The organism is Fusibacter ferrireducens, assembly GCF_015352425.1.
In the GTDB taxonomy this organism is placed as follows: domain Bacteria; phylum Bacillota; class Clostridia; order Peptostreptococcales; family Acidaminobacteraceae; genus Fusibacter_A; species Fusibacter_A ferrireducens.
The window spans coordinates 118,691-131,842 of the sequence record NZ_JADKNH010000001.1 but is presented as its reverse complement, the minus strand read 5'-3'; the positions used below and the strand labels follow the sequence as shown (position 1 = coordinate 131,842).

The 13,152-nt window shown below is 38.4% G+C and carries 11 protein-coding genes; 1 reads left to right on the top strand and 10 read right to left on the bottom strand.

Going from position 1 to position 13,152, the window contains the following annotated elements; genetic code table 11:
• Position 1: 1 nt before the first annotated feature.
• The 10 genes from murD to yfmF all read right to left on the bottom strand — a co-directional run bounded on the left by murD (position 2) and on the right by yfmF (position 11,489).
• Positions 2-1,357 carry a UDP-N-acetylmuramoyl-L-alanine--D-glutamate ligase gene (gene murD, locus ISU02_RS00660; protein WP_194699849.1) on the bottom strand — a complete coding sequence of 452 codons (1,356 nt, stop codon included), beginning with the start codon at positions 1,355-1,357 and terminating at the stop codon, positions 2-4.
• A gap of 18 nt (positions 1,358-1,375) precedes the next feature.
• On the bottom strand, positions 1,376-2,341 hold the full coding sequence (mraY, locus tag ISU02_RS00655; protein ID WP_194699848.1) for a phospho-N-acetylmuramoyl-pentapeptide-transferase: 966 nt from the start codon (positions 2,339-2,341) through the stop codon (positions 1,376-1,378).
• Position 2,342: 1 nt separating this feature from the next.
• Positions 2,343-3,806 (bottom strand): UDP-N-acetylmuramoyl-L-alanyl-D-glutamate--2,6-diaminopimelate ligase, encoded by a 1,464-nt coding sequence (locus tag ISU02_RS00650; protein WP_194699847.1) that lies wholly within the window; start codon positions 3,804-3,806, stop codon positions 2,343-2,345.
• A 57-nt stretch (positions 3,807-3,863) separates the two neighbouring features.
• On the bottom strand, positions 3,864-5,837 hold the full coding sequence (locus tag ISU02_RS00645) for a penicillin-binding transpeptidase domain-containing protein (RefSeq protein WP_194699846.1): 1,974 nt from the start codon (positions 5,835-5,837) through the stop codon (positions 3,864-3,866).
• A gap of 120 nt (positions 5,838-5,957) precedes the next feature.
• Positions 5,958-6,473 (bottom strand): FtsB/FtsL family cell division protein, encoded by a 516-nt coding sequence (locus ISU02_RS00640; RefSeq protein ID WP_194699845.1) that lies wholly within the window; start codon positions 6,471-6,473, stop codon positions 5,958-5,960.
• Positions 6,474-6,491: 18 nt separating this feature from the next.
• Positions 6,492-7,424 carry a 16S rRNA (cytosine(1402)-N(4))-methyltransferase RsmH gene (rsmH, locus tag ISU02_RS00635; RefSeq protein ID WP_194699844.1) on the bottom strand — a complete coding sequence of 311 codons (933 nt, stop codon included), beginning with the start codon at positions 7,422-7,424 and terminating at the stop codon, positions 6,492-6,494.
• A gap of 32 nt (positions 7,425-7,456) precedes the next feature.
• Positions 7,457-7,894 carry a division/cell wall cluster transcriptional repressor MraZ gene (gene mraZ / locus ISU02_RS00630; protein WP_194700299.1) on the bottom strand — a complete coding sequence of 146 codons (438 nt, stop codon included), beginning with the start codon at positions 7,892-7,894 and terminating at the stop codon, positions 7,457-7,459.
• 270 nt (positions 7,895-8,164) lie between these two features.
• Entirely contained in the window at positions 8,165-8,914 is a 750-nt protein-coding gene (gene lgt, locus ISU02_RS00625; RefSeq protein ID WP_194699843.1) for a prolipoprotein diacylglyceryl transferase, read from the bottom strand.
• 7 nt (positions 8,915-8,921) lie between these two features.
• Positions 8,922-10,217, bottom strand: coding sequence for an EF-P 5-aminopentanol modification-associated protein YfmH (gene yfmH / locus ISU02_RS00620; RefSeq protein WP_194699842.1), 1,296 nt, complete (start codon positions 10,215-10,217; stop codon positions 8,922-8,924).
• Positions 10,218-11,489 (bottom strand): EF-P 5-aminopentanol modification-associated protein YfmF, encoded by a 1,272-nt coding sequence (yfmF, locus tag ISU02_RS00615; RefSeq protein WP_194699841.1) that lies wholly within the window; start codon positions 11,487-11,489, stop codon positions 10,218-10,220.
• Between the two features lie 162 nt (positions 11,490-11,651).
• On the opposite strand from yfmF, the gene ychF reads away from it, so the two are divergent.
• A complete protein-coding gene (ychF, locus tag ISU02_RS00610) occupies positions 11,652-12,743 on the top strand; it encodes a redox-regulated ATPase YchF (protein ID WP_194699840.1) in 1,092 nt (363 codons plus the stop codon).
• Positions 12,744-13,152: the final 409 nt, after the last annotated feature.

The following is a 13,152-nucleotide window of genomic DNA, read 5'->3' as shown; positions in this document are numbered from 1 at the left end:
ATTAATCCTTTAATGTGTGAACACATTTTTTAAAATGTTCACCTCGTTTTTCAAAATTGTCGTACATATCCCAACTTGCACAAGCTGGTGAAAGCAATATCGCATCACCCTTATCTGAAAGTTCGTACGCTTTTGAAACAGCTTCCTCCATATTTGCAACCAAAACACAATTTTCAAACTGATTTTTCAGAGCTTCAGCTCGGATCAGATGTTTTGTTTCACCAAGGAGTACCATTGCCGTTACTTTACCCTCAAAAGCTTCAAACAGAGCTTCAAAAGTACTGCCCTTATCCATACCGCCTGCAATTAAAACCGTGTTTGTTTGCATTGATTTCAACGCACAAACTGTAGAATCTACATTTGTGCCTTTGGAGTCATTATAAAACTTTCGATCGTTGATTGTGCCCACGTATTCAATCCTGTGTTCAACCCCTTTAAAAGTCATCAATGTCTGTTTTATCGTCTCAACTTGAATCCCTGACAAGTATGCCATAGCAATACTTGCTAGAGCATTTTCCACATTATGAGCCCCCAAAATAAACATTTCATCTATTCTGCAAACTGAAATTTTCTTTGAATCCAAACGGATTATAAAGTAACCCGACTCAACATAGACCCCTTCATCTAGAATTGTCTTTTGGCTACAGTAGATGACTTTACTCTTAGCTTTTTTGCCAAGAGCTCTTGTGATTTCATTGTCATAATTTAAAATTAAGTAGTCTGCTTCATTCTGATTTTCAATGACTCTGGCCTTGGCCTCCACATAATTCGCCATGGTTTTATGTCTGTTCAGATGGTCCGGTGTCACATTTAAAATAGCCGCAATATGTGCTCTAAAATCTATGATGGATTCCAATTGAAAACTGCTGAGTTCCGTCACCATTACAGTTTTATCCGTTGCCTCTTTTGCCCTAGACACGGCAGGAATGCCTATATTGCCCACCACAAAATGATCTTTCCCTGCATTTTTGAACATTTCACCCGTCAATGCAGTTGTGGTTGTCTTGCCATTTGTGCCTGTTATCCCTATAAACGTGCCCTTACAAAGCTGGAACGCAAGTTCAATCTCGCCTATAATTGGAATATTCTTCTGTCTTATTTTTTGAATAAAAGGCAGATCTAAAGGAACGCCCGGACTCACCACCACTAAGTCGATCTCCTGAATTTGTTCTGGATGACCTCCAAAAATAGTTTCCGTTACATAAGGCATTATTTCAGGAATCAAACTTTCCAGTTGAGTTGCCGTCTTTGAGTCGTTAACAAGGACCAAGGCACCTTCTTCCTTTAAAGCTTTAATGGCTGATATACCTGATTTAGCAAGTCCAATGACCAAAACGCGTTGATTTTTAAAAATCATATGAGCATCCTCCAAAATCTAATAGACTAAAATACCTAAAACGCCCGTAAACAGTGTTACCAGCGCAAATGTGACTACAATTCTCTTTTCTGTATAACCGACCAATTCAAAATGGTGATGAATTGGCGCCATCTTGAAAAACCGTTTTTTTGTTTTTTTATAGACGCCTACCTGTATCACAACCGATAGAGCCTCAATCACATATATTAATCCAATAATCGGCACCCAAAGAGGCATTTTTAGAACAACGGCCATCGCTGCAACCATGCCGCCTAACGCAAGTGATCCCGTGTCTCCCATGAAGACTTTAGCCGGATGCCAGTTGAATTTGAGATAGCCCATGAGTGCACCAGCCATGGCAAGTGAAAGCATCACCATCTGTGGCATATGTTGCCTATACGCAAAATAAGCATAAAACAACATCACAACTGTTGTAACTGATGCTGCAAGACCATCAAGGCCATCTGTCAAGTTGACCGCATTATCCACTGCGATAAAATAAAATAGCATAAATGGAATAAAGAGGAAACCCAAGTTGAGCGCATACCCTAAAATTGGAAGACGAATTGTTGTGCCAAATTTAAGTGCTAGAATTGCCATTACAAGGCTCATGAAAAGTTGCAAGAAGATCTTCTGCTTTGCTCTAAGCCCTAAGTTGTGTTTGCGAACAACCTTGATATAATCATCTAGAAATCCGATCATACCAAAGCCAAGCACACCAGCTAAAACATAGAAGACCTCATACGAATGCATTAAAAAAAAGCAAATGGGCACTAAAAAAGCCGTGATGAAAATCAAGCCGCCAATGGTGGGCGTCCCACTTTTTGAAAGATGTGACTTTGGTCCCTCTTCCCTAATGGCTTGACCAAACTTAAGCTTTTTCAGCTGTGGTATAATTACTGGTCCCAGTAAAAGTGCCGCTGCTAAACTACATGCAAAAAATGCAATATAGTACAGGCTATTATACTTAAAAAGTGTTAACATATTATTTCCTTCCGTCAAAAAAATCTTGTACAACTTCTTTATCATCAAAATGAATTTTGGTTTTTCCAATGACTTGGTAGTCTTCATGCCCTTTGCCCGCAATGAGGACCACATCATTTTCACCAGCTAATTCGAGTGCTTTATAAATGCCTTTACGACGATCTGCCTCCACAAATAAAGCATCCGAAAGCGTCATCCCCTCAAGCACATCTTTTATAATCAGCTCTGGTGCTTCGGTCCTTGGATTATCACTGGTCAAGATGACGAGATCAGAGAGTCTTTGTGCAACCTCCCCCATCATTGGCCGTTTCTTGCGATCGCGATCACCACCGCATCCAAAGACGATAATGATCCTGCCTTTTGAAAATTCATGAATCGCTTGAAGTACATTTTCAAGCGCATCCGGTGTGTGTGCATAATCTAGCAATACAGTTCTCGCCGGATCACTGGATACCTGTTCAAGTCTTCCCCTTACAGGCTTAACTTTGGTGACCAGCTTGCTTATTGCATCAAGTTCAAAGCCTTCAAGAAGCATTATGCCCACACACGCCATTAAATTGTAAATATAAATCTTTCCAGGAATATTTAGCTTTACAGGAACACACTGTTCATGCCAGTTTAAATGAAATGTGCTGCCCCATTGATGATATTCAATTTGGTCCGCCCTGAGCTCAGCTGTTTCAGAAAAGCCGTAGGACAAGCATCTCTTGTGAGATTTCATTGCTTCTATTATACGACGCCCATATTCATTGTCGTTGTTGACCACACAACCTTTTAAAGCCATTTTGAAAAGCTGAAATTTGGCCGTAAAGTAATCTTCAAAATCAGTATGGAAATCGAGATGATCTTCTGTTAGATTTGTAAATATGGCATAATTGAAATTCATATTGTGGACCCTGCCCATCTTAAGCGCATGCGAGCTCACTTCCATAAAGCAATTCTCGCAAGACATCTTAACCGCTTCACTCATCAATCTGGCGAGTTCAAGTGCATCAGGAGTTGTATTTACTGTAGGTATTTTTTCCTCACCTATGAAATTGGCTATCGTACCAAATACAGCATTTTTTTGCCCTGTAGTTTTATACAAGTCATTGAGCATTTGTGTGATGGAAGTCTTCCCATTCGTTCCCGTTATCCCCACCACATTTATTTTCTCAGTTGGCTTTTGATAGAACAGATTAGCCATCTCAGCTAGTGCCAATTTGGTATCAGCTACTTCAAGCACACTTACGTCATCTGGAATGAGATTTAAATCGATTGATTTCTCAACCACCACGGCTGTGGCACCATCTGTAATAACCTGCCCAATGAAATCATGACCATCTCTTTGATAACCTGAAATGGCCACAAATAGAGTATCTTTTTCTATTTTGCCCGAATGGTGTTGAATCGCCTGAATCTCTTTGTCTATTGTGCCCTGAATAACTTTGCAGTTCGAATTTTTTATTATTTCACTTAAAATCATGTGCCCTCCCAAACCAATAGCTCTTCTGGACTATCTTATTGTAAATTCTGTATGAATTCAATCGCTATTTTTATCATTTGGAGCAAGCTCATCACCCACTGATAAAATCATCACCGATTTATCCGAAATTTGTGTCCCTGGCTCCGGGTATTGATCCACCACCAGCAGATTCACATTGTTAATTGTAATTGGATCTGTTGAAAAGCTGATCTTCATTTTATTCAATTCTTCTGAAGCTTTTTCATATGTTAATCCCACGAGATTAGGTGCCTTGATGACTTTACTATCTTTGGCAGAGGGCATAATCGATTTATATCTCAATATATCCTCAAGCATATCTTTAACGATTGGCGCCGCAACACTACCGCCTCCGAACTCATCTTGTGGTGCATCTATAACCACATAGACTACAAATTGAGGTGCGTCTATAGGCGCAATCCCCACAAATGAAGCGACAACATTATTCTCTTGATAAGCACCATCTTCAAACTTTCGACTCGAGCCCGTCTTTCCGCCTACACGAATCCCATCAATATAAGCATTTTTACCTGTCCCGCCGTCAACCACTGCTTCGAGCATAATTCTCATCTTTTCCGATGTTGCCTCAGTGATCACCTGACGCACTTCTTTTCTCGGATATAAGTTGACAATTTCATCTTTTTCATTGATGACTTCTTTTACAATGTGCGGTTCTAAGAGATATCCGCCATTGACAAGTGCAGAGATAGCCCTGACGACTTGAATCATCGTTACGTTGATCCCATGTCCATAAGACATGGTTGCAAGTTCCACTGGACCTACTTTATCTTTTGGTATGGATATGGACCCTGCTTCCGCTGGAAGTCCAATGCCAGTCACATCAAAAAAACCAAATGCGTCAAGATATTTATAGTAAGTTTCCAGACCAATCATATCAATTGTTTTCATGAAAACAGGATTACACGAATTTTTTAAGCCTTCCAAAAAAGTTTCCTCTCCATGTGCACTTGGATAAATCCAACAATGTAGAGGCACACCTGCAACTTTCAAAACACCATTACATACAAATTTTGTATTTAAATTGACGAGGCCTTCATTGAGTGCAATTGAAGCTGTAATGGCTTTAAAAACCGATCCAGGCTCATAAGTATTCCCAATGACAATATTACGCCACATTTCATTCCAATATTTTGATTTCTCTTCACTGCTCAATGCCTTAAAAGCAACTGGGTCTGTACGCCCACTTACATTTCTCGGATCATTTAAATTATAATCTGGCTTAGAGGCCATCGCTAAAATTTCGCCTGTCATGGGGTCCATCACAATCGCAGACGCTGAAATAGGCGTATGATCTATCATGGCTTTTTCCAATCGCTCTTCTACAAAATACTGAATGGTGTCGTCCAGCGTAAGCCTAACAGTACTGCCATTGAGTGGTGCCACCACAGTATCCTCTCCATAGGGGAGTTGTCTGCCATGTACATCTGTCGTAACAAAATACTTGCCTTCAGTGCCCTTTAGAATGGTGTTCATCGCATACTCAATACCAATATAACCATCATTGTCCATATTGACGTTGCCAATCACGTGAGAAGCTAAATTGCCATAGGGATAAATGCGTTTATTGTCTTCAGTTACGGAAACCCCTTTGATACTCTTACTCCTAATCAAGTCGCCTTGGCTCTTATCGAGATCAGATACCAATTTGACATAAGTTGTCTTGGCTTCTACGATTTTCTTTTGAATTACAGAGGCATCAGCATCCACTGCTTCTGCGATTAAAACAGCGGTGTCATGCGGATTTTTAATTTCAGATGCCTTTACCCAAATGGAGAATGTCTTAATCGAAAACGCCAGTTTATCTCCATTGCGATCTAAAATATCCCCTCTCTTCGCTGGAATTGGAATATTTTTGTTTTGTTGATCTCTTGCCATTGCTGTGAGTTCATCTTTCCATATAACTTGAATATAAAAAAGTCGGCCAATCAGAGCACCCATCAAACAACAAGTGACAATAAAAAAAATTAATAGTCTATTCCTAAATTTAGTCATTAATCAGCCTCCAAAACATAGCTACTACTATTATAACCGAACATTAAACAATATCAACTCAAGATATTTAAAAATTAAAAGTCTGCGAGTAGGCAGACTTTGTACAAACTAGAATCGGGTTTATTTATTTGCTCTAAACAGTGCAGCTACAATATCCTTAAACAGACTCGGCTCTTCTTTGACAATTTCTGACGCCATTGGAATTACGGATTGTTTATCCTCAAGTGCATATTGGACTGTTGAATCCACATAGACGATTTGCGCTTTTGTTGGATATTGCATTTTGAGTTCTTCAATCGCAATTTTTTCAACTGCCTTAAGTTCTGTTTTTTGTTCGATATCTGCATTTAATTCTTCAATTTGCGTATTTAGAGACTTGATCTCAGATTTCAAATTAAATATATTATATTTCGCCTCACTGACGAGAGAGTTCTTAAAAATAATCATACTCAACATGGCTACAAAAATGAACACCAAAAGCAGCGACTTGACTGTATTGATTAAAGTCGTTTTCGCACGTTTTTTCTGTTTTTCTCTTTCCAATCGCTTCTTTCTGATGCTGACAATTTTAGCAGATTGCGATTTATTGAAATCATCAAATTCGTATTCATTTTGCAATCTTCCAGTTGAGTACATGCTACCCCTCCTTGGGTACTATTTCACCTGCGCAATCCTTAACTTAGCACTCCTTGCCCTAGGATTGTTTTCGAGTTCTTCTTCTGATGGTAAAATAGGTTTTTTGGTAATTACTTTTATTTTGGGTTTATTGTTACAAACGCATACCGGTAATTCTTTTGGACACGTACACCCTTCAGCCAATCTCTTAAAAGTCGTTTTAACGATCCGATCTTCTAGAGAATGGAATGTGATAATGGCGATTCTCCCACCTTTTTTCATAACACTGACTGTGTCTTCTATGGTCTTTTCGATAATTTTGAGTTCATTATTGACTTCAATCCGGATCGCTTGAAAAGTGCGTTTTGCCGGATGTGGTCCATCTTGTCTTGCTCTTGCAGGAATCGCTTTTTTGATGATGTCCACAAGTTCAAAAGTCGTCTCTATGGTTTTTTCAGCTCGGGCTTCTACGATAAACTTTGCAATTCTAGCAGCCCAATTTTCCTCACCATACTCTCTGATCGTCCGTAATAATTCCTTTTCAGAATAAGTGTTGACCACATCCCAAGCAGAAAACGAAGCTGTTTGATCCATTCTCATATCCAGCGCGCCATCATTCATGTAAGAAAAACCGCGTTCAGCTTCATCCAGTTGGAAGGATGAAACGCCTAAATCAAGAACCAATCCATCTATTTTATCTATATTGAGTTCTTTTAAAACCGTCTTAATGTTTTCAAAATTGCTATGCGCAGGAATAAATTTCCCTTCAAATATGGACAAGCGCTTTTCAGCTGCATCCAGTGCATCCTGATCCTGATCAATACCGATAAGCTTTCCTTTGTCTAAAAATTGAAGAATCTTAAACGAATGTCCTCCGCCACCTAAAGTGCCGTCTACATAAATTCCATTAGGTTTAATATCAAGCCCTTCAATTGTTTCTTTTAATAATACAGTAACGTGATTAAACCCCATAGCTTACTCTCCTATCCTCAATCCATTGGCAATTAAAAACTGATTCCCAGAGACTCCATATCCTCTGCTAAATCATCCATATTGGCAGTCATAAAGTCATTATATGCTTCCCATGCCTTTTGATCCCAAACTTCAATTCGAGAGCCTGCACCATTGATGTATACTTCTCTATCGATACTGGCATGTTCTCTCAGGGGCTGTGGTAATAAAATTCTGCCTTGCTTATCTAAAGAGCACTCTGCTGCACCAGCAAAAAATGAACGTGCAAACGCTCTTGCTTTCTTATTTGAAAGTGGTAACGCTTTTAATTTTGCCTCAAACAATTGCCATTCATCCATCGAAAAAATGAAGAGACAATGATCAAGCCCTTTAGTGATATAAAAAGTATCCCCTAGTTTTTCTCTAAATTTTGATGGTATGCTCAATCGATTTTTGGCATCGACAGAGTGTCTGTATTCACCTGTAAACATCATCCACTCGTCCTTTAGTTTTTTTCGGTATGGTCTTCTTACCCACTTTATAACATTTTGTACCACTTTATATAGTTATTTTAAACTTTTTTTGAATAAAGCGCAACTAAAAAAGCGACTTTATACTAAATAAAGTCGCTTTTACCCAACGCAATGGGACTAGAGTCTCATCTTCTGTATGGATTGAAATTTCAATCTTTTTTATAATTTATAAGAATCCTATGCACACCATTCTATATACAGTCTACTACGATTTAAAGCCCTCTATATCTAGTGGTTCTCATCTATTTTCCATTTGCCTGTATGTCTTGCATAAAAAATCACGGCTAACCCCAATACGATGAAAACCAAGCTGATCACTTGTGCTATTCTGAGTGGCCCAAGCATCAAACTATCCGTTCTAAGACCTTCTATAAAGAATCTTCCTATCGAATAGAATATCATATACTTCAAAAAATGTTCGCCCTGAAATTTTCGATTCTTAAATGTAAAGAGCAATATGCCAAAAATCAACAAATTCCAAATAGACTCATAGAGAAAGGTCGGATGCACTTTTACTCCATCTACCATGATGCCCCAAGGCAAATCTGTTGGCCCGCCATGTGCTTCTTGATTGATATAGTTTCCCCATCGGCCAATGGCTTGCCCCAAAATTAATGGGATCGCTATCATGTCAGCCAATTCGGCAAAGTTTAGTTTTTTTACTTTACAGACAATATAGCCGCCAATAAGTCCACCAATGATCCCTCCATGAATAGCAAGACCACCTTGTCTAAAAGCCAGTATCATATTGGGGTGCGCACTATAATATGACCATTCAAAGATGACATAATATGCACGCGCACCTATTATGGCAGACGGTAAGACCACCAGCGCCAAATCAATGAGGTCATTTTCAGCATAACCATATCGTTTTCCTATTTTGGTCAATATAATCGTTCCTATAAACATTGCAGAAGCTATGATAATGCCGTACCAAGCAATGCCGACACCAAATATTTCAAAAGCATAACGGTTCATTTTTCACCTATTCCTTTAATTCATTTTTTAAGAGTATCGCCATCGAATGATTTGCTTCATCTTCAAAAAAATAGTTAAACACTTCAAGCATATAATCGTATTCTATATCTTTGTAGGCTTCAATTTGATTGTAGAAATTTCTGTTCCTCGTGATCTGATACGTAAAATTAGAAGCAATTGTACTCAGTGAATTCAGAGATGAAAGCACCCTGCCAATCATTTTTCGTTTAATGCGCTCAAAATCCACTGGATCAAATCCATTTGATTTAAAGGCTCTAATAGTGTCAAAAATCATTTTTTCAACGGCTTCAATCTCATCCGTGTCATTGGAAATCACAACATATGAAAAATTTTCTTCTATTTGTATATCAAATTCAAATTGACTCTGAACTAAATTCTGTTCATAGGCATCCTTATAAAATTGACTGCCTCTGCCAAACATGAGGTCAACCACCAATTTAATTGCGCCCATAAAGTTGTAACAATTTCCAATTAAAGGTTTGGTATGCTTGAATCCCAATTCAAATCGATTTTTATACACGTCCCCATAGATGACACTACGTTTTTTGTGAACAGGATAGGGTTCTTTAAAATCAACTTTCCTTGCAGTCTTACGTCTTTGTTTAAATTCAAGGGTTTGAAGACTGTCCACATATTCAATCATTTCCTTGGCATCCAAATCACCATATATGACCATCTTCATGTTCTCTGGCGTATAAAAAGAGTTGTAGCATAAGAGCACTTTTTCCACATCAATATGCTGGATAGAAGCCACTGAGCCCGCAATTTCTTCCTTTGATGGATGTTCCTTTAGAAGCCCTCTCATTAACTCTCTATTTAAACGCCATGTGGGTTCATCCTCATACATTCTAATCTCTTGTTCTATGACACCCAGTTCTTTTTTTATGCTTTTCTCATTGATATTCAGTGTTTGCACGAACTCCATGAGCACTTTTATAGCTTCTTTAGTATATTTCACAGCGTCACAATGATAAACCGTGGCATAATTACTCGTATAGGCGTTGACATTGGCACCAAATTCTTCAAAGGCTGAAAACGTATTTCTACCTGCATCCTCAAAAACCTGATGCTCTAAAAAATGTGCAATACCTGCTGGCATTTCCACCAAATCACCATCGCTTGTATAAAACTGATTGTGAATCCCACCATACTGCACGATAAAAAAGGCATATCTCTTAACAAAGTCTTTCTTCGGAACAATAATAACCTCTAAACCTGATTCTAAAACTGCTCTATGATACGATTCATTTAAATAATCGTTTGATATCGTTTCTATTTTCATCTAATCCTCCTTATTTATAAACGCAATCGTATCCAATTGCAATAGTTTTGATGCATCAACGACTTCTGCTTTTGTGGCATTTTCAAGTGACTCAATTTTCTTGTCAAGATCCATAGATAAACCAAATTGACTTTGAGCATAGTAGTAGTTGATAAAACTATTTTGATAATCCGATATAGAAAGGAAGCTAGAAATAATGACTTCTTTTGCCTTTTGCAAATCATCCTCTGTGAAATCACCGTTTTGAACTGCAAGAACTTCTCGTTTGATCAGCGCCACCGCTTTTTCATAATTGTCTGGATCAATACCAGCATAGATGAGCATAATCGATTTAAATTTATCCGAGCGCGCAAAAATGGTATAGCATAAGGATTCTTTTTCTCTTACTTCCGTAAAGAGTTTAGAACCCCCACCACCGCCAAGTACTGTACTTGCAAGGAATAGTGCCGTATACCTTGGGTCATCATAGGCAATGTCAAAATGATATCCCATTACCAATCTGCCTTGTGTCACATCCATTTTTTCTTCATGATATTTGACTTTTTTAATCTCTTTTTTATGAGAAGCCCTCAACACCGGTGTATAAGATGTTCTCTCCAATCTAAACCAATTTTGAATCACAGGTAAAATCTCTTCTAAATCGATATCTCCGTTTACAATAATATCAATTTCCGCTTCTCTGAGTAAAAATTGTAAATGCTCATAAAGTGATTGAGGCGTTATCGCTTTAACCCACTCTATGGTTCCCAGTTCATGAATTTTATAGTTTTCATCTTCAAACATCGTCTCGATACAATTTGAAATTGCCCAGTCCATTTTATCATCTTTTCTCATTTCAATTTCACTGATTAAGGCAGACTTCGCTTGATCAAAGATATCTCTTTTAAACCCACCATCTTCTACCAAAGGATCAAATAGAATATCCATGAGAATTTTTATCGGTTTTTCATAGAAATCCTCTTCCTCTAAATATTTTGCATTTGGGAAAGACATTTTGATTTGAATGGTCTGATTATTGCCATATTTATGCGTATCTACCACAATTACAGATCCATATAAATATTCCAATTCGTTGTTAAGATCTCTCAATGACGGCAATGATCTTGTCGCATGATCCATAATTCTGGACAATAATGCGTTATAAGAGGCTTCAACAGGTAAAATCGGTCTCTTAAAATAGACACCTGCTAAAATAGTTTTAAATTTTTCAGACTGAATCACATGAAGTGTTACGCCTTCAGTCAATTTCATTTTTTTGGTTCCTTTTATCATAAGTCACGTCCTTAATGAATAGTCTATTGATGTTAACTTTCTGTGCTACGTATCTTCTTATTATATAATATTTACAATGCCTTGTTAATGGTTTATAATTATTTATGCGTGCTGGAAGTAAAATTGTAAAATTTTCACATATAAATAGAAGGTAGGTTTAAAATGAAATTAGGTATCGTAGGTTTACCAAATGTTGGTAAGAGTACATTGTTTAACGCAATTACAAAAGCTGGTGCGGAAAGTGCGAACTATCCTTTTTGTACAATTGAACCAAATGTCGGCGTGGTTTCTGTACCCGATGAACGTCTCAATGTTCTAAAAGAGATGTATGACTCCAAAAAAGTCGTTCCCACAGCTATTGAATTTTATGATATAGCAGGCCTTGTCAAGGGTGCTTCAAATGGCGAAGGCTTAGGTAATAAATTTCTAAGTCACATTCGCGAAGTTGCCGCTATTGTTCATGTGGTACGTTGTTTTGAAGATGAAAACGTCGTCCATGTGGATGGTGCTGTCGGCCCTCTTAAAGATATTGAAACAATCAATATCGAACTCATTTTATCCGATGTTGAAATGCTCGATAGAAGAATTCTAAAGACACAAAAACAGCTTAAGGCCGACAAATCGTTGATGAAGGAATTCGAACTCTTAGAGCGCATCAGAAAGGTTCTTGAAGATGGGCAATCTGCTCGAACTATGACGTTTACTGCTGATGAAGAAGAACTTGTAAAGTCGCTTAACTTGCTCTCTTACAAACCTGTTATCTACTGTGCCAACGTTTCTGAAGAAGATGTTGTGGCTGGCGTTGATAATGATTATGTAAAAGAAGTAAAGTCATTTGCTGAATCGGAAAATGCTGAGGCCGTTGTGATCTGTGGCAAGGTTGAACAGGAAATTTCTGAACTTGACGATGAAGACAAACAAGCTTTCCTCGAGGAATTAGGGCTTAAAGAATCTGGCTTAGATAAGCTCATCCGTGCAAGTTATCATTTACTTGATTTAATCAGTTTCTTAACGGCTGGCCCTCAAGAAGTCAGAGCTTGGACCATCAGACGCGGCACCAAAGCGCAGCAAGCTGCTGGTAAAATCCACTCGGATATCGAACGCGGCTTCATCAGAGCAGAGACAATTGCTTATGAAGATATCAAGACTTACGGCACTATGGCCGCTGCTAAAGAAGTGGGCAAAGTGAGACTTGAAGGCAAGGAATATATCGTTCAAGACGGCGATGTGATGTTGTTTAGATTCAACGTATAGTTAGGCTATAAGGTAACCCCCCTCATCATACACACCCTTCGGGCTAGAGTCCTCGCTGACGCTGTGGATAGCCCTGCTGATGTGTGTATGATGAAGGGGATTTTTTTGTATAGATCACTATTACGGTGAATCTAAGATTGTGGCGGGTTATTGGGCAGTTATGATCGTCTCTACATACTTTTCATATAGACTATATAAATGCATCCCCATTCACATACATACAGCCCTTCGGGCTAGAGTCCTCGCTGATGCTGTGGATAGCCCTGCTGATGTGTGTATGATGAGGGGGGATTTTTTTGTATAGATCACTATTACGGTGAATCTAAGATTGTGGCGGGTTATTGGGCAGTTATGATCGTCTCTACATACTTTTCATATAGACTATATAAATGCATCCCCATTCACATAC